At 61.5% G+C, this 17,890-nt stretch carries 16 protein-coding genes; 3 read left to right on the top strand and 13 right to left on the bottom strand.

Going from position 1 to position 17,890, the window contains the following annotated elements; all coding sequences use genetic code 11:
- Positions 1-141 precede the first annotated feature (141 nt).
- The 3 genes from DK391_RS35035 to DK391_RS35045 form a co-directional block, all read right to left on the bottom strand.
- Complete coding sequence (locus DK391_RS35035; protein ID WP_109482614.1) at positions 142-1,290, bottom strand: branched-chain amino acid ABC transporter substrate-binding protein; 1,149 nt, start codon at positions 1,288-1,290, stop codon at positions 142-144.
- 103 nt (positions 1,291-1,393) lie between these two features.
- Positions 1,394-2,626 carry an FAD-dependent oxidoreductase gene (locus DK391_RS35040; RefSeq protein ID WP_109482587.1) on the bottom strand — a complete coding sequence of 411 codons (1,233 nt, stop codon included), beginning with the start codon at positions 2,624-2,626 and terminating at the stop codon, positions 1,394-1,396.
- Positions 2,626-4,077 (bottom strand): amino acid permease, encoded by a 1,452-nt coding sequence (locus DK391_RS35045; RefSeq protein ID WP_109482588.1) that lies wholly within the window; start codon positions 4,075-4,077, stop codon positions 2,626-2,628. The genes DK391_RS35040 and DK391_RS35045 overlap by 1 nt, the downstream gene beginning before the upstream one ends.
- A 263-nt stretch (positions 4,078-4,340) precedes the next feature.
- Here DK391_RS35045 and DK391_RS35050 point away from each other — a divergent pair, with 263 nt between their 5' ends.
- Complete coding sequence (locus DK391_RS35050) at positions 4,341-5,783, top strand: PLP-dependent aminotransferase family protein (protein WP_109482589.1); 1,443 nt, start codon at positions 4,341-4,343, stop codon at positions 5,781-5,783.
- A 66-nt stretch (positions 5,784-5,849) separates the two neighbouring features.
- Here DK391_RS35050 and DK391_RS35055 read toward each other — a convergent pair whose 3' ends face one another.
- The 3 genes from DK391_RS35055 to DK391_RS35065 form a co-directional block, all read right to left on the bottom strand.
- Complete coding sequence (locus DK391_RS35055; RefSeq protein ID WP_204117497.1) at positions 5,850-6,920, bottom strand: MBL fold metallo-hydrolase; 1,071 nt, start codon at positions 6,918-6,920, stop codon at positions 5,850-5,852.
- A gap of 100 nt (positions 6,921-7,020) precedes the next feature.
- Complete coding sequence (locus tag DK391_RS35060; protein ID WP_109482591.1) at positions 7,021-7,674, bottom strand: peroxiredoxin; 654 nt, start codon at positions 7,672-7,674, stop codon at positions 7,021-7,023.
- 336 nt (positions 7,675-8,010) lie between these two features.
- Positions 8,011-8,709, bottom strand: a complete 699-nt coding sequence (locus tag DK391_RS35065; protein ID WP_109482592.1) for a hypothetical protein — start codon at positions 8,707-8,709, stop codon at positions 8,011-8,013.
- Between the two features lie 227 nt (positions 8,710-8,936).
- On the opposite strand from DK391_RS35065, the gene DK391_RS35070 reads away from it, so the two are divergent.
- On the top strand, positions 8,937-10,028 hold the full coding sequence (locus DK391_RS35070) for an alpha/beta fold hydrolase (RefSeq protein WP_109482593.1): 1,092 nt from the start codon (positions 8,937-8,939) through the stop codon (positions 10,026-10,028).
- 8 nt (positions 10,029-10,036) lie between these two features.
- Here DK391_RS35070 and DK391_RS35075 read toward each other — a convergent pair whose 3' ends face one another.
- From DK391_RS35075 to DK391_RS35090, 4 genes are all read right to left on the bottom strand, one after another.
- Positions 10,037-11,038 carry a LysR family transcriptional regulator gene (locus DK391_RS35075; RefSeq protein WP_109482594.1) on the bottom strand — a complete coding sequence of 334 codons (1,002 nt, stop codon included), beginning with the start codon at positions 11,036-11,038 and terminating at the stop codon, positions 10,037-10,039.
- A gap of 107 nt (positions 11,039-11,145) precedes the next feature.
- Positions 11,146-11,553, bottom strand: a complete 408-nt coding sequence (locus DK391_RS35080; RefSeq protein ID WP_109482595.1) for a cupin domain-containing protein — start codon at positions 11,551-11,553, stop codon at positions 11,146-11,148.
- 60 nt (positions 11,554-11,613) lie between these two features.
- Entirely contained in the window at positions 11,614-12,093 is a 480-nt protein-coding gene (locus tag DK391_RS35085; protein WP_109482596.1) for a carboxymuconolactone decarboxylase family protein, read from the bottom strand.
- A 169-nt stretch (positions 12,094-12,262) separates the two neighbouring features.
- Positions 12,263-13,144 carry an RNA polymerase sigma-70 factor gene (locus tag DK391_RS35090; RefSeq protein WP_109482597.1) on the bottom strand — a complete coding sequence of 294 codons (882 nt, stop codon included), beginning with the start codon at positions 13,142-13,144 and terminating at the stop codon, positions 12,263-12,265.
- A 436-nt stretch (positions 13,145-13,580) separates the two neighbouring features.
- Here DK391_RS35090 and DK391_RS35095 point away from each other — a divergent pair, with 436 nt between their 5' ends.
- Complete coding sequence (locus DK391_RS35095; protein ID WP_109482598.1) at positions 13,581-14,765, top strand: porin; 1,185 nt, start codon at positions 13,581-13,583, stop codon at positions 14,763-14,765.
- A 70-nt stretch (positions 14,766-14,835) separates the two neighbouring features.
- On the opposite strand, the gene DK391_RS35100 is transcribed toward DK391_RS35095, so the two are convergent.
- The 3 genes from DK391_RS35100 to DK391_RS35110 form a co-directional block, all read right to left on the bottom strand.
- On the bottom strand, positions 14,836-15,996 hold the full coding sequence (locus DK391_RS35100) for a porin (RefSeq protein ID WP_109482599.1): 1,161 nt from the start codon (positions 15,994-15,996) through the stop codon (positions 14,836-14,838).
- A 206-nt stretch (positions 15,997-16,202) separates the two neighbouring features.
- A complete protein-coding gene (locus tag DK391_RS35105; RefSeq protein WP_109482600.1) occupies positions 16,203-16,607 on the bottom strand; it encodes a response regulator in 405 nt (134 codons plus the stop codon).
- A gap of 173 nt (positions 16,608-16,780) precedes the next feature.
- Positions 16,781-17,809: an aldo/keto reductase gene (locus DK391_RS35110; RefSeq protein WP_109482601.1), complete on the bottom strand. Its 1,029-nt coding sequence runs from the start codon at positions 17,807-17,809 to the stop codon at positions 16,781-16,783.
- Positions 17,810-17,890: the final 81 nt, after the last annotated feature.

A 17,890-nucleotide genomic window follows, 5' to 3' on the forward strand; every position in this document is an offset into this window, starting at 1 on the left:
CTGGCGGTGTTAGCCCGCTTTCTTTTGCCTACTTTTCTTTGCGGCGGCAAAGAAAAGTAGGTGCCGCCCCGCACAGGGGCAACGCTAGCAAACCACTAACAAAAAGCGGATGCCAGCGAACCCTCAAACCAAACCCTAACCTTAAGCCCCTCCCCCAACAGTCTTCACACTCTTCCACTGCCCCTGCTGCACTTCAAACAACGTATAGGGCGGCTTGATCAGATCCCCATAAGGATCAAACGTGATCTTCCCGGTCACACCAGTCAGAGAAACCTTAGCAAGACTATCGACAATCTTCTGCCGATCCAGCGAATTAGCATCATGAATGGCTTTCAACATAGCCAGCGCAGCATCATAGGCAAAAGGCGCATACAACTCGACATCCTGATTGAACCGCGCCTTATATCGCTTGCCGAAATCCTGCGCTGCGGGCAACTTATCCAGCGCCGGCCCCGGTTCGAGATCCTGAGTCTTCTCCCCGGAAGCGCCCGCAATCTGCAAGAACGCATTGCTCTTCAGCGCGCCAGCGCCAAACAGTTGCGTTTGCATCCCCAGCGAACGCATCTGCTTGACCAGCATCGCGCCCTGCTCATCCAGACCGCCAAAGAAAATCACATCGACATTCTTGCTCTTCATCGTAGTCAGAATGCCGCGGAAATCGACGGCCTTGTCGTTGGTGAACTCGCGCGAAACAATATTGCCGTTCGCTTCCTTCACACCCTTTTCAAACGAATCAGCCAGTCCCTGACCAAACGCCGTACGGTCGTCGATGATGCCAATGCGCTTGGCCTTCATCTGCTCGACCACGAAATGCCCCGCCACCACGCCACCAATGCCGTCATGTCCCATCGTGCGGAACACGTTCTTGAAGCCCTGCTTCGTTAGCTGCGGATTGGTCGAGCCCGGCGTGATCATCGCGACATTCGCCGCGTGATACACGGCCGAAGCGGGAATGCTGCATCCCGAGTTGTAGTGTCCAATCACGCCCACGACACCATCGTCGACAAGCTTCTGCGCCACCTGAATCGCCACGCGCGGATCGGCCTGATCGTCCTGCACGTCGAGCACGAACTTGACGGGCTTGCCTGCAATGGTCGGATTCTTCGCGTTCTCTTCATCCAGCGCGAGTTGCGCGCCGTATTGCAGATCTTTGCCCACCCGTGCAACCGGCCCCGTCAACGGGCCAACAAAGCCGATCTTGACGATCTCGGGATCAGCCGCGAAAGCAAATGTTGTTTGCGCTGCCAGAGCGCAAACCGCCAACCTGATCAGCCATGTACGTCGATTCATGATGCGCTCCTGTCGATAGAAGAATGTCGCGCTTTTTTCCTTGCCGACTGATTCGATGCGCGACGCGTCGAAGCTGTCTTTGAACACATGCGTAGGCGTCGCTTTAGAACCGCGTCGCCGCGTAGCGCGACAGGTCGAGCGGCGGCGCGCGACGCGCCACTAGATCGGCCACGATGCGCCCGCTCACACCCGCCAGCGTCAGTCCGAGATGCTGGTGACCAAATGCGTAGATCACGCGCTCGCTGGCTCTCGCGCGGCCCAGCACGGGCACGCCATCGGGCAACGTGGGCCGGAAGCCTAGCCATGAACTGTCCGGCTGCTGCAAACCCGGCAACGCGCGCTTCGACGAAAAGGTCAGCAAATCCAGCAGCGAACGGTTGCGCTCATCGCTAAAGCCACCCAGTTCGACCGTACCCGCCACGCGCACGCCATCTTCCATCGGTGTCATGTAGAAACCGCGTTCGGCCCAGCCGACAGGCCGCGAAATCAGTTGCGACGCACCGCGATACCGCACGTGATAACCGCGCTCGGTGTCGAGCGGCACGCGGTCGCCGCATTGTTCCGCGAACTTAGCCGAGCGCGCGCCCGTCGCCACGACGACATGATCGAAGCGACGTGCCGTGCTGTCATCGGTTCTCAGCATGACGCCGTCCGCCGTCGGTTCGAGCGCGCTCACGCTCGTGCGTTCGAGCTTCAGTCCGCGCGCCGCGAGCAGTTCATACAGCGACTGCAGAAATCCTTGCGGATCGGAGAAATGCCAGCTGTCGCTGAACAACACGCCGCGCTCGAAGATCGGCGCTAACGATGGCTCCAGTTCGCGCACCTGCTCAGCCGACAGCACATCGAACGACACGCCAAGCTGCTTGCGCAAATCCAGCGAACCGCGCGATGCATCGAACGATGCAGCGCTCGAATACAGATACAGACACTCACGTGGCCGCACATACTTCGCAAGTTCCGGCTCCTCGAGCAAAGGCGCGTATCCGGCCTGCGCTTCGCCAAGCAATGCAGCCAGCGCAGCCGCGCTCGCTTCATAACGCTGCCGCGTCGAGCTGACCATGAAGCGCGCAAGCCACGGCAGTACATGCGGCAAATAACTCCAGCGCAACCGGAACGGACTCTCGCTCGACAGCAGAAAACGCGGCAAATCGCGAAACACCGACGGGTTGTTCACAGGAATGCAGCCATACGGCGCGAACGTGCCCGCGTTGCCGAACGACGCGCCCTGCGCGACGCCCGACGGATCGAACAGCGTCACGCGATGCCCGTCGCGCATCAGCCAGCCGGCGCTAGCAAGCCCGATGAATCCTGCGCCGACAATGCCGATCTCTGCCATCAACGCTCTCCCGACAATGCTCGCCCATCGGCTGCCGCGAGATAGCCCGTGCGCGTGCCGTCATCGGCAGGGCGCCGTCTTGCCGCAAGCAGCCAGGCCGCCGACGCCACCGCGAGACTCGCGATACTCGCCATCAACTGCGGACGCAATTCGCCATCCAGCCCCATCGCGAACAGCACGCCGACGATTGCCGCCCCCACCGCATACGAGAGCCACGGGAACAGCCACATCGGCAGTTCGGGCTGCTGGCCGTTGCGTTGCAGGCGGCGTCGAATGCGGATTTGCGCCAGCGCCGTCGCGAGATAGACGAACAGCATCACGGCACCCGACGCATTCACGAGGAACAGGAACACGCCCTGCGGCGACACGATGGCCGCAATGATCGCGACGTAGCCGACCACGCTGCTCAACAGCACGGCAAGACGCGGCACACGCGACGGTGTGAGGCGCAGCAGCGCACGCGGTGCATCGCCACGGCCCGCGAGGCGGAACAGAATCCGCGACGACACGTACAGCCCGGAATTCAGCGCGGACAGCACGGCGACCAGCACGATGGCATTCATGATGTCGGCGGCGCCCGGCACGCGCATCGTTTCCAGCGCAGCGACGAACGGCGAATGGCCCGTGACGATGCTGGTCCACGGCACGATGCACGCAATCAGGAACATCGAGCCGACGTAGAACGTGATCACGCGCAGGATCACCGAGCGCGTCATTGCCGCGACGCTCTTGGCGGGGTTGTCCGACTCGGCGGCGGCGATGGTCGCGATTTCCGCGCCGCCCACCGCAAAGATGACGGTCGGCACCGCTGCGAACACCGACATCGTGCCGAACGGCATAAAGCCCTTCGCTGCCGTCAGATTGCTCAGCGCGCTGTGCGTGTGGCCAAAGCCGAACACCCACGCTGCGCCGATCGCGATGAATACGATGATGGCCGCGACCTTGATCGACGCAAACCAGAACTCGAATTCGCCGTACGATTTGACCGACATCAGGTTGATGAAGGTCATCACCGACAGCAGCACCAGCCCGATCATCCACACGGGCGCGGGTATCCAGCGCTGCAGGATGGCGGCGCCCGCCACGGCCTCCACGGCACCCACGATCACCCAGAAGTACCAGTACAGCCAGCCGCTCGTGAAGCCTGCCCAGTCGCCCAGACCGATCCGCGCGTATTCGGTGAACGAGCCGACGCCCGGCACGGCGAGCGCCATTTCGCCGAGCATGCGCATCACGAACAGCACGACGATGCCCGCCACCGCATACGACAGGCACGCAGCCGGCCCGACCGTGCTGAGCGTGGCGCTGCTCCCCACAAACAGCCCCGCGCCGATGATGCCGCCCAGCGAAATCATCGTGACGTGCCGCTGACGCAATGCGACGCCGAGTTTGGGCGTCCCGCTTTCCTGTGTGTCGCGCGCTGCGCGAGCGTTTGTCCTGCTCTCTGCCATGCGAAATCTCCTTCCTGCTCTGTCCTGCATTCAAAACGAAAGCAACCTGAAACCACACAAAACCTGAGTCAAAGAATCACACAACAATTTTTTGTGTGCAATTAAAAACCTCATTGTGTGGTCCAGGACTTTCCCTGGCGTGGCTGGGCTTGGTCCTTGCCAGGCTTGAAAACAGTGGCACGCACACGTATCTGGTATAAAATCCGGCGAACTGGCACAAACAGGCAGACAAAACCTGTTTTGTATGGAGACAGGGCGAGACGATGGCTTCCAGCAGACACAAAGCGGCACACAGCAACGGCGCGAGCGCCCAAGTCGACCAGACAAACGGCGATCAGGTCCAGACAAAACGCGCGACCTACATCGAGGTATCGGCATCGATCGAGGACGAGATTCGCGGCGGCGTCTACCCGCCCGGCAGCCGGCTGCCGCCGCAACGCCAGCTCGCCACGGAACTGGGCATCAATGTGTCGACGGTATCGCGCGCCTATAAGGAGTTGCAGTTGCGCGGGCTGGTGATCGGCAGCAAGCGGCGCGGCTCGCTGGTCCCGGGCGGCGCGATGCCGCGCGTCGAAACAGCCAGCGCCTCCAACGCCGCGCCGGGCGGCGCAATCGATCTGACCGTCAACCGGCCCGCGACGGGCGAATTCCTGTCGAGTCTTGCCACGACGCTCGCTGAACTGCCGCGCGATCCGCGTTATGCAGCGTTGCAGGAATATCAGCCGCCGCAGGGTCCAGATTGGGCACGCGCCGCAGGCGCCAAGTGGATGGCGGCACCTGGGTTTGCGCCCGCGCCGGAGCATCTCGTCGTCACGAGCGGTGCGCAGCACGGCCTGTATGCCGTGCTCAACAGCCTGATCGGCACGGACGGCGTGATCATCGCGGATCGCCTCACGTATTACGGCCTCAAGGCGCTTGCGCCCGTATTCCAGTTCGAGATCGTCAGCGTGCCGAGCGATCGCGACGGCCTGATCACGGATGAAGTCGAACGGATTTGCAGCCGTGTGCCCGTGAAGGCGATCTTCACGGTGCCGAACCTGCAGAATCCCACCGTGACGACGATGAGCCTCGAACGCCGCGTCGCGCTAGTGGATATTGCGCGGCGCTATGGTGTCGCGATCATCGAAGACGACGTGTATGGCCCGCTCGTTTCGCAGCGTCTGCCGACGCTCGCGAGCCTGTGCCCCGAACTGACGTTTCATATCGGCGCGACCTCGAAGATTCTCGCGCCCGGTCTGCGCCTCGGCTATCTGCTCAGCCCGCCCGAGCGTTCCGCACTCGCTGCCGAAGCCGTACGCACTACGGCATGGATGCCCGCGCCGATGTCGATGCTGATCGCGACCATCTGGATCGAAGACGGCACCGCCCGCCGCATCATGGACGCGCAACTCGCCGAGATTCGTGTGCGCCACGATCTCGCGCGGCAGATTCTGCCGCAGGAATGGCTGGAGTCGGACCCGGCCTGCATGTTCGTGTGGCTCACGCTGCCGCCGCCATGGCGTGCCGACGATTTCGCCGCCAACGCGAAAGCGCGTGGCGTGGTGGTGATGCCGTCGTCTGCGTTCGCGGTGGATCGTGCGGAAGTCGAGCACGGCGTGCGGATCAATCTGGCGTGCGCGTCGTCGCGCGAGCAACTGGTGAGCGCGCTGCAAACACTTGCGCATGCTTTGCGCGATCGTCCGCGGGCATTGTTCGGCACCATCTGACATTGATCTGCATGCCTGAGCATTGATTGGCATGCAGATTAAAAATGACCAGCGTGTAATACGCGCCTACTCGCTGCCGTTATCGACGACACGCCCTTCTGCGCGCCAGCGCAGCATGCCGCCCGCGAGATTCGCGACGTGCTCGAAGCCTGCCTGACGCAGGATCACGGTTGCCTGTGCCGAACGACCGCCCGCGCGGCACACGGTCACCACCGGGCGCTCCTTGCCGATTTCCGCCGCGCGCTTCGCCAGACTGCCGAGCGAAATCAGCTTTGCTTCCGGAATGCGGCCCAGCGGGCCGTTATATTCATCGGGTTCACGCACATCGACGATCTGCACCGCTTGCAGATGCTCTTCGAGCCACTGTGGATGGATTTCCCAGATACCCGCAAACGTGTAGGTCAGCGGCGCCCATTCAGGCGGCGGCTTTTGCGAGGGATCGCTGGCCGCGACACCGCACTTCATGTTCGCTGGAACCGCCACGTCGATCTGCCGTGGATGCGGCAGGCCGAGGTTGCTCATGTAGCCGGCGAAATCATCTTCGCAAAGCTCGCCGCCGAGCCGCGGATTGAAGCGCCGCTCTTCAGCGACACTCGTCACCGTAAGGCCGCGATAATCATGCGCCGGATAGAGCAGGCAGTTTTCGGGCAAAGAGAAGATCTGCTCATGTACCGCGCGAAACAGCGCGCGTGGATCGCCATGCTGAAAGTCCGTGCGGCCTGTGCCGCGAATCAGCAGGCAATCGCCTGTAAAAGCCATGGTCTCGTCATCGAGTGTGAGGCTGATACAGCCATTCGTATGACCTGGTGTCGAACGCACCTGCACATGTCGCGCGCCGAATTGAATCGTGTCGCCGTGATCGACATAGCGGTCCGCGCCCTCTGCGCCACTCGCGGCCGAGATCGCAATCGCGCTGCCCGTGTGCTGTTTCAGCAGCCATGCGCCCGTCACGTGATCGGCATGTACATGTGTGTCGATCGTATAGCGCAGATGAAGGCCAAGTTCGCCGAGCAGCGCAGCGTCGCGTCGCGCCTGTTCGAATACAGGATCGATCAGCACGGCTTCGCGCGTGTCGCTGTCCGCGAGCAGATAGGTATAGGTAGACGATTGCTGGTCGAACAGTTGTCGGAAGATCAGCACGCTCACGGTCTCTCAACGTGTGGGGAAATGCATTCGATACTTATGGATGCTGCACCGGCGCACGCAGCACGCGCGCGCCGGTTTGTTGCCCGGGATCTTACTTGGGCTGCTCGACGTAACGCAGATACGGTTTCAAGGTCTTGAAGCCCTGCGGATATTTCTCTTTGGCGGCTTCATCGGAAACCGACGTGGGAATGATCACGTCATCACCGGGTTTCCAGTTCACGGGCGTCGCGACGGTGTGCTTCGCGTTCAGTTGCAGCGAGTCCAGCAAACGCATCACTTCGTCGAAATTGCGGCCCGAACTCATCGGATAGACCAGCATCGCCTTCACTTTCTTGTCCGGACCGATCAGGAACACCGAGCGCACCGTTGCGGTGTCGACAGCCGTACGTGAGCCGCCGCTGGCTTCGGGGTGAATCATGTCATAGAGCTTGGCGACGTTCAGATCGGCGTCGCCGATCATCGGATAGTTGATCGCGTTGCCCTGCGTTTCCTCGATGTCCTTCACCCACTTCTGATGATCGCTGACCGGGTCGATGCTCAAGCCGATGATCTTGGTGTTGCGTTTGTCGAACTCCGGCTTGAGTCCCGCCATGTAGCCCAGTTCCGTCGTGCAGACGGGCGTGAAGTCTTTCGGATGTGAGAACAGGATTGCCCAGCTATCGCCGATCCATTCGTGAAAACGAATCGTGCCTTCCGTGGTTTCCGCTGTGAAATCGGGTGCCACTTCTCCTAGTCGAATCGCCATCTTCTTCCTCCGTGGTAACAGATGAGAACCGATGCATCGCCTGCCGTCGCAGCTATTGCCATGAACGCCGGCGGGTAATCGGGAATCGGCATTGAGATCTTCTGACGTTAGCCGCAGGCCATGATGCCGCACGACTAGAGAGCCGCATACCGAACTACTGTGTAGCGGCTCGCGGGCGGCACCGACGCGAGAGCGGCGTCAATGCGCAGCAGGTAACTTTTATAGGGTAGAACAATTTACATCATTCGTGTGCAGTTTGTCGGCGCATCCGATCTTTTCCTGGCGACCTTTTCACGCGCGTCTGTGGGATGCAGCACAGACACCCGCAGGCGTGGACTATTTCGCCAGCGGATTGGCGCCACCCGCCTGTGTCATCAGCGCAATAGCGGCTGCGTCGGGCAAGCCGCTTGAATCGATTGCGCCCGCTTTCGCAAGCGCTTCGAGATCGCTATCGACGCCAGTTTGCCCGACCACGAACGGCGTGGTCAGGAACGCGGGTACGCTCAGCGTGACCGCATAGTGCTGCTGCAAATTCGTGACCACAGCCGATTGCGCATTCTGCACCGTAGTCTGATTCGCGAGTGCCTTCTGGAACTGCGCGTTGCTCGCGAAGTTCGCGATCAGATTCGACTCCGTGGTGCCCAGTTGGGCGGCGAGATAGACCAGCAACAGTTCGGTCTGCGGCGTCGTGTTGAATGTGCCACTGGAAAAAGACAAAGAATGCAGCGTCGTGCCGCCGGACGTCACGGTCACGACGCAAGGCAGTATTGCGTTGAACGCGAGGCTGTAATGCCCGCCGCCATCCGTTAGTACCGAGCCCGCACCCTGCGCGCAGTTGACGCTGACGGTTGCGCTCGCCAGCGCTCTGCCTGTGGCCGCTGTACCCGCCAGCGCGAGCTGTTGAGTCGGGTTGCTGCTGACACACGCATCGAAGCCGATGCAAGCGCTGCCACCGCACGCGGCGAGCGTGGCGAGCCATGCGGCACACGCGACGGATAGCCCTATGCGGGTATAGCGGGCAATGCACAGATTCATGGCCACCTGCCGTCGAAGAAAGGCGCGGGTTTTCATTCTAGCGCGCCGTTGGCCGGTGCCGTCGGCCTGAGATCGAGCAGACCTCCGTGGGCGCGCGAAGCGCCCGCGTAACGTTCATATCAATTGCCATTGCGCCGCAGACATCACGCGCACGCCGGGAAGTACAAGTGCGACGGAATTCTCCGGCTCGCGCGTTTAATACGCACGACCGTCACAAGGCATCCGACATGATTTCATTTTCAGCACGCCATCTGTTGCTTGCCGCAACAGGGACTGCATTGGCCATCGCCCATGCCAGCGCGAACGCCGCGCCATCGAAGCAGGATGCGCCCGTCGCGCACGTCGCCGATCAGGCCATTGCCGTCAGCACGCCCGACGGCGAGGCCACCTTGCCGCTCTATGCCGATCGCGACATCGACGCCGCACAATCCGGCCTCACGCGCGTCTTCATCATCGTGCACGGCACGCTGCGCAATGCCGATACCTACTTTGCCACCGGGCAGCGCGTACTCGCTGCAGCGGGCTCGCATGGCACGGACAGCATGATCGTCGCACCGCAGTTTCTCACCCCGCCCGATCTGCGCGCGTTTGCGCTGCCGCCGCGCACGCTGGTGTGGTCCGAAGGTGGATGGAAGGAAGGCGCACCGGCACGCCGCCCCGCGCCCGTGAGTTCGTTCTCGGCGCTCGATGCGCTGCTCCAGCATTTCGACGATCGACAGCGGTATCCGTCGCTGCAGAGCGTGACGCTGATCGGCCATTCGGCGGGCGCGCAGGTCGTGCAGCGCTATGCCGTAGCAGGCCGCGCAGAACAGGCGTTGACGCGCGATGGCATCCACGTGCGCTACGTCGTCGCGAATCCGTCGAGCTATCTGTACTTCGACGATGCGCGCCCTGCATCGGGCGGCGGTTTTCAGAACGTCGACACGCAGGCGTGTCCGCGCGCCGTGCAATGGAAGTACGGCATGACGGATGCACCCGCTTATGTGGCCACGCAGAACATCGCGGCGATGGAAACACAATACGCGCAGCGCGATGTCGTGTATCTGCTCGGACAGGACGACGTCGATCCGCGCACGCACTTTATCGACCGGTCCTGCGCGGCCATGGCGCAAGGCCCGTTCCGGCTGGCGCGCGGGCTGTCGTACTTTGCTTATCTGCAGGCACGCTTTCCTGGCGGGCTGAATCAGCGTGTGGTCGAGGTGCCGGGCGTGGGCCACGACGCGCGGCGCATGCTGACATCGGACTGCGGTATGGCGGTGCTGTTCGGCAGACCGATGCCATCGTCGTGTCCCGTCGAAAGCGAGCCGCCGCCAAAGTGACGCGGCACTCAGGCTGCAGCCGTTAGCGTATCCATCGTGGTCAGGCAATGCAGATCGAGCGCACGCGTGTGCTCCGTCATGTAGTCGACGAACACGCGGATCCGCGCAGGAAGATGCTTGCGGCTCAGATAGCAGATGTAGTGGCCGCCATCGTCGGGAGCAAAGCGCGTGAGACAGGCGACGAGGCGTCCAGAGGCCAGCAGATCGCACACCTGATAGCCCGGCAGTTGCGCCATGCCCTCTCCATCGAGCACGGCCTGCAGGATCAGATCCGGATCGTTGAACGTATGCGACGCATGTGGCTGGCGGCGCAACGGCAGGCCGTCCACCTTGAACTCCCATTCGCGCATGCGCCCCGACGCCGTGCGCAGGTTGATGCAGCGGTGTGTCGGCAACTCATCGACATGACGCGGCAAGCCGTGAGCGTTCGCGTACTCGGGCGACGCACACACGATCATCTGCATCGGTATCAACTGGCGCGCGACGATCTCGCAGTCTTCCATGCGGCCATCGCGAAACGATACGTCGATGCGATCGGCAGTGAAGTCGGCGGGACGGTCGTTGAGCAACAGTTCGAGTGAAATGTCCGGATACTGCGCATGAAAGCCCCGCAGCAGCGGCGCGACGATCCTGCGGCCGAAGCCAGGCGTCGAACAGATGCGCAACTGACCGCGCGGCGGACCATTGCGCAGTTCGCGCATTTCGTCGAGTGCCTGCACGATGCGTTCGACGCCCGCCTGGCAGTTCTCGTAGAAGAGTTCGCCTTCGCGCGTCAGCGACGTGTTGCGCGTGGTGCGCAGAAAGAGGCGCGTGTCGAGTTGCGCCTCCAGCTTCTGCACGTTCCGGCTGACGGACGAGCGGCCGATGCCGAGGCGATCGCCCGCACGGGCGAAGCTGCCTTCGTTAGCGACAGCCAGAAAGGAAACGACGCCGGCGAAACTCGTTGCAAACGTGCTTGCAATGGGATCGTCGGCGCCCGTGACGGAGTGGCGCGATGCGTAGTCTGACATGGAAGCGCAAAAAGTAGAGTCCTTATTCGACTAGACGTTTGAGCGCTCCTGTTTGTGACGCCGTCTCACGAATTTTTCTGCGGCCTGCGCGCGAATGCCTGCGCTGCTTACTTCTCCGTCACGAGAACGGGCGCGCCTTTGTCTTTAAGCAGTAACACCAGAAACTTCGCCGGTTTCGTCTGGCTCGCATTGCGGCCGACCGTGTGAATATCGTTCGGGCCTTCATAGAAGGTCTGGCCCGGCGTCAGCGTGACGGCCTTGCCGCCCTTCACCTGCATCACGATCGAGCCTTCCAGCACATAGATGAAGCCGTGCGCGTGATGCCGATGCACAGGATCCTGCGCACCCGGCGGATACTCGACCACGAGCATCGTCTCCTCCTTGCCGGGATAGTCGTCGAGCGGCTTCGTCATGACGGGTGTGACGATGGCTTCGGGCGCCGTGGCCTGCGCCTTGGCAGCCGAGGTGCCCGCCACCAGCATCAGGGTGGCGAGGAATCTCTTCGAGCGAAACATGATGCGCGCCTCACAGGGACGCGGCCGAACCGGCCGCTAGGGAAGAAACACGCCGCCCGCTCAGGCGAGGTTCGCCTTGTCGAGGCCGAATGCCTTGTCGGACGAACCCGGCACGGTCCTGAACGCCACGTTGGCGCGGTTCCATGCGTTAATCGCCATGATTTCGAACGTCAGATCCGAGAGTTCCTTTTCGGAGAACTGGCCGCGTACACGTTCGTAGAGATCGTCGGGTACGCCGTGCTCGGGCAGACGGGTCAGCACTTCCGTCCACGCAAGAGCCGCGCGTTCGCGCGGCGAGAACAAGGTCGACTCGCGCCAGATCGCGACATGATGCAGACGCAGTTCGCGTTCACCATGAATGCGCGCTTCCTTCACGTGCATGTCGACGCAGAAGCCGCAGCCGTTCATTTGCGAGGCACGGATGTTGACGAGATCACGGATCGGCTCTTCGATGGCGCAATCCTTCAACAGCGTGTTCAGCTCGATGAGCTTCTTCGTCAACTCGGGGGATTGATGAAAGTAGTTGATGCGCTGGGTCATGATGTCTCCTGGCGTCGATGACGGAAGCATCCGTGCCGGACGGATGCCGTTCGCGGTGATGAACCGCACGACGCCATGGTAGGTTCGCGGCACAGGCCGCGGTAGACATGCAGACGCACTCACGGTGTTGCCCGCGAGACACCAATCGACGTATCGGCGCGCGACGCGCTCAGGGTTCGCCGTATGTTGCGAGGATGCGCGCGAGCTTGTCGGGATTGCGCTGAACGTGAACCTTGACGATGCGCTCGCCGTCCGTCTCGAAGGTCTGCGCGGATTCGAGTTTGCCTTCGATGTAACGCAGCAGCGCGCCTCGTCCGTTGAGCGTCACGAGCCTGACATGAACGCCGCCCGGATAACGGCGCAGGGCCGCATAAAAAAGCTGCGCGATACGGCGGCCGCCCACCATCGGCTTGGGGAAGCTCTGCACCTTGCCGCCGCCATCGCCGATCAGCACGGCATCTTCGGCGAGGAACGCATTGATCGCGTGGAAGTCGGCACGCGCGAGCGCTTGTGCAAAGCTCTGCAGCAACTGGCGATGTGTCTCGCGCGGCACCGCCTGGCGTGGCCGCTCGTCGCGCAGCTGTGTCTTCGCGCGGCTCACCAGCTGACGGCACGCGGCTTCCGTCTTGCCGATCGCGCCGGCAATTTCGTCGTAGTCGGCATCGAAGACTTCACGCAGCAGGAACGCGGCACGCGCTTCGGGCGTGAGCCGCTCCAATAGCAACAGAAACGCGACGGAGACATCGTCGGCGCGCTCGGTCATCTCTTCGGGCGTGGCGGGCGATTCGGTGATTTCCGGCTCGGGCAGCCAGATACCCGAGTAGTGCTCACGCTGGATTCTGGCGGCGCGCAAGCGGTCGATCGACATGCGCGTGGTGACGGACACGAGCCATGCTTCGGCATTGTCGATCGCTTCGCGCCCGGCAGCGTGCCAGCGCAGCCAGACGTCCTGCACGATGTCCTCGGCTTCGGCAACGGAGCCGAGCATCCGGTAGGCAATCTTCTGCAGGCGCGGGCGAAGCTGGTTAAAGACGTGGGCGTCGGCGTCCATGGCGTGCGTGTCCTGCTTCGATCCTCGCAAAGAGGTCTGGGCAAGGCATCTAAGAACTGAAAAACAATAAAACCGCAGTGTGCCACGGATGCGTCATGAAGATCACGGACGGGACGCGACAGGTATCTCGTGTGAGGAAATCTTCTCGTATAGATACAGCAGTCGCTTTATATAACGCTACTTACAGCATTGATTTAATCGAATTGAATTTTCATTTAATTAATGCACGACATCGGCTCAGTCATTTCAGCATTCTATTATAGACAAACCGTGCCATTGAACTGCACGTAAAACACGTTTTCTGACAGCACTTGCTGCCTTGCGACAAATCTTTTTCCATCCGATATATTCGCGGCGATACATCGAATGGAAAGCCTCTGTGCTTTTCATCGAAACCTTGAATCTCCGCTTAATTCTTCTATCGACTGGAATCGGGATGTTAAAAAGAACCGTTGCAAATGCCGCTTTCGGCCTCGCATCTGGCCTCACTGCTTGTGCCGCACACGCACAAAGCAGCGTGACACTCTATGGCCTGATCGACACGGGCATTACTTACGCGAATCATGTCGCGACATCGAGCGGACATGGCGCGCTTGTCCGCTATGCAGACGGTGTTGCACAAGGCAGCCGCTGGGGCATTCGCGGCAAGGAAGATCTCGGTTCCGGACTCTCGGCAATCTTCACGCTCGAAGGCGGCTTCAATTCGGGCGATGGCACCATCGCGCAAGGAGGCGCGCTGTTCGGCCGCCAGGCGTGGGTCGGCCTGAACAGGAACGGCGTCGGCTCGCTGACGTTCGGCCGCCAGTACTCGCTCTCACGCGACTACCTCCACAACTATGCGATCGGTCACGAGACGCCCGCCGGCAACTACGCCTATCACATCAACGATCTCGATCAACTGACATCGAGCCGCATCAACAACTCAATCAAATTCAGCAGCGCGAATTTTAGCGGCTTGACGTTCGGCGCGCTCTACGGCTTTTCGAATCAGGCAGGTGCGTTCTCCGGCTCGCCGACTACGACGGCAGGCAGCACGACGACGCAAGGTTCATCGAGAACTTTCAGCGCAGGCGTCAACTACGCGCCCGGACCGTTTGCTATCGGCGCGGCCTATACGGACATCCGTTTTCCCGGCAGCGCGACGCCCGCCTTCACGGCCAGCATCGCGAACATCAATACGGGACCGCTGCGCGACCTGCGCACGTTCGGCATCGGCAGCAGCTATCTGATCGGCAACGGCAAGGTGTGGGGCAACTGGACGCATACGCAGCTTGTCCAGATTGCATCGCGTGAATCGACACTGAACAACTACGAAGTGGGCGGACGCTACGCGTTCACACCAGCATTCAGCGGCGGACTGGGCTACACCTTCTCCGACCTGAGCGGCGAATCCAGCGGCAAGTGGCATCAGGTGAACAGCTTCGTCGACTATGCATTGTCGAAACGCACCGACGTCTACGCGCTCGCGATCTATCAGAAGGCCTCGGGCAGCAACATCGTCAACGGCAAGGTTGTGCCCGTACAGGCAGAGATCGGCGCAAGCTCGAGCTTTATCGGCAATTCGGGAACGGGCGCCAACTCGCAGCTTGCCGTGCGCGTTGGCCTCAGGCACCTGTTCTGATGCACGAAGTGCCTGACATAAACGGCGCGAGACGCAAGCCTTGCGTCCGCGCCGCTCTCTGTCACACGTATCAGAACGCGTGACGCAGACCCACCGTCACGGCAACCTGCGTATCCGTCGACGAAGGCGACAGCGTGTTGATCATTGCATGCGAGAGCACCGAATCCGCCGGTGCGCCATGCACGCTCTGATACACGCCTTCCAGATAGAAGTCGGTGCGCTTGCTGAGCGCGTAGTCCGTTTGCAGCATCGCCGTGTTCCAGCCCGGCGACGAGCCGTTGTATGCGCCATGCGTGTACGTGTACGCACCCGACACGCTCAATGCCGGCGTCAGCGCGTACTTCGCATTGACTTCGTAGTTGTCGAGGCGCAGCGAGCCCGCGAGCGTGCCTGCCGACGCATCGTTCGAGCCGAGATACGTGCCCGTGCCGAACGAGAACACGCCCGCCGCGTTGTCGATCTGCGTGTGGCTCCATACGAGGCCCACGGTCGCCGGGCCGAACGAGAAGTTGCCGCCCCCCGACCAGATGCGCAGACGTTCGGCAATGAAGTTCGCGCTCGCATCCGCCGACGTGACCGCGCCGCTGCCATTGCCCGCATTGTTCAACTGCAGATAGCCCGCCGCGAGATTGATGGGGCCATTGGCATACGACACGCCAAAGCCATACGAGCGGTTGTTCGAGAAGTCGCCTGCCTTGTTGCTGAACGCGTACATCGTTTCGAGCGTGACGCCGCTCCACGTCGGGCTGGTGTACTTGACCGTGTTGTTGACCACCACCGAATTGGCGGCGAGATTGTCGTTCTCGAACGGATGTGCGGCCATGCTGCCGCCCCACGTGTTGAACTCGGCCGTCAACGGGCCGACGAGGTCGTTCATCACGTCGAACTGGCGACCGAACGTCAAGGTGCCGTATGGATCGCTCTGCACGCCGACCCATACCTGCGAACCGAAGCCATCACCGGAGAACGCCTGCGCGCCGTTGTTCAACAGAAAGCCCTGCTCGAGCTTGAAGATGGCATGCAGACCGCCGCCGAGATCTTCCGAACCCTTGAGGCCGAACACCGTGTTCTGCGTCGAGCTGCTGTTCAATTGCCAGTTGCTGTGGCCAAGCTGGTTGTTGGTGTACACCAGGCCCGTGTCGAGCAGGCCATACAGCGTCACGCTGCTTTGCGCATGCGCCGAAGCGGTAAAAACGCCGAGGGTCGCGAGGGCGAGTAAGGATTTCTTCATCTTTGTTGGGCTCCGAGAGGACGGCTGTATCAAGTCGAACATCGGTCGGACATCGCCGACGTCTTTTTTGGCGCGCGATCATAAAGAACCGACGATGGTTTGGCAACCATCCACGCGTCAGATGCAACGCAGCGTCTTCATCATAGGAGTGTCAAAAATACCCGGCGCGGAAGCGGACAAATACGCAACACACCCGGCGTAAGACCTTACCCGTTCCTGGGCGCGGCAGACGCGCCCTTTCTGTGGCGGCCGTCGGCGGCACGCTCCAGCAGCAGCCTTTCCATGGCGGAGAGGAGATCGGTGGGATCGAGCGGCTTGCGCAGGAAGCCGTCGTAGTACACGAATGCAGGCGGGCTCGGTTCGCCCGAGACGAGAATGAACACAATTTCCGCGAGGCTCGTCTCGTTGCGCACGTGATAGCACAGCACGCTGCCCGACATCACGGGCATGCGCCAGTCGGCCACGACGATATCCACATCGCGCTGGCGCAGCATGTCCAGCGCGGCGCGTCCATCCGCGGCAAGACAGGTCTCGTAGCCATGCGCTTCGCACACGCACTGCCACGCGTCCAGCGTGTCAACGTCATCGTCTACCAGCAACACTGTCGGCATATCTGGCCTCGCTCATGACCATTCGATGCACTACGCCCGCGTCCGCTTCGTGACGTTCGGGCGCCCCCTGATACGTTGCCTTCGAAGAACACCGCAAAGCCCGCGACGTGTTCCAACGGGAACGCGCCGCGCCGGCCCTGCTTCAACGGCTATCGTGATGCAGCCTGCTTCCGTTACACGGGAAACGGATTGCGCTCGGCGAATCCTTCCTGATGCCAGTACGGATACACCGGTCTGACCTTGCTCGCTGCGTCGAGTTTCGCAACCTGTTCCGGCGTGAGGTTCCAGCCCACCGCGCCGAGGTTCTGGCGCAACTGCGCTTCGTTGCGCGCGCCGATCAGCACGGTCGAGACGGTCGGCCGCTGCAGCAGCCAGTTCAACGCGATCTGCGGAATCGTCTTGCCCGTTTCTTCCGCGATGGCGTCGAGCGCATCCACGACGCGATACAGATACTCGTCGGGAACGGGCGGACCCATGTCGGCTGTCTTGTGCAGGCGGCTCTCGTCCGGCAGCGGCTGCCCGCGCCGGATCTTGCCCGTCAGGCGGCCCCAGCCCAGCGGACTCCACACCACGGCACCCACGCCCTGGTCGATGCCGAGCGGCATCAACTCCCATTCGTAGTCGCGCCCGATCAGCGAGTAATACGTCTGGTTCGCCACGTAACGCGGATAACCATAACGCTCTGCCACATCGAGCGATTTCTGCAGATGCCAGCCCGAAAAATTCGACACGCCCGTATAGCGGATCTTGCCCGCACGCACGAGATCGTTCAGCGTGGACAGTGTTTCTTCGACAGGCGTCTTCGCGTCGAAACCATGCAATTGAAAGAGATCGATGTAATCGGTTTGCAACCGCTTGAGCGCGGCATCGACGGCCTTGATCAGGTGGAAGCGCGACGAGCCGGCGTTGTTCGGATCGCTATCGTCGAAACGGAACGTGGCCTTGGTCGAGATGATGGTCTTGTCGCGGCGCCCTTTGAGCGCTTCGCCGAGAATCGATTCCGATGCACCGCTCGAATAGATGTCAGCACTGTCGAACATCGTCACACCGGCGTCGAGACAGATATCGATGAGCTTGCGTGCTTCGGCGACATCCGTCGCGCCCCACGCCTGGAAGAATTCACCTTTGCCACCGAATGTGCCCGTGCCGAAACTGAGTACGGGCACCTTGAATCCTGACGCGCCCAGGTGTCGAAATTCCATGTTGGCCTCAATGATGATTCAGATTGAATGATGCAGAACACTCGCCAGCCGGCACGCGAGCGTAGACGTGAAGGTCAGGTC

Origin of the sequence: Paraburkholderia sp. C35 (assembly GCF_003121405.1) — a bacterium.
Classification (GTDB): domain Bacteria; phylum Pseudomonadota; class Gammaproteobacteria; order Burkholderiales; family Burkholderiaceae; genus Paraburkholderia.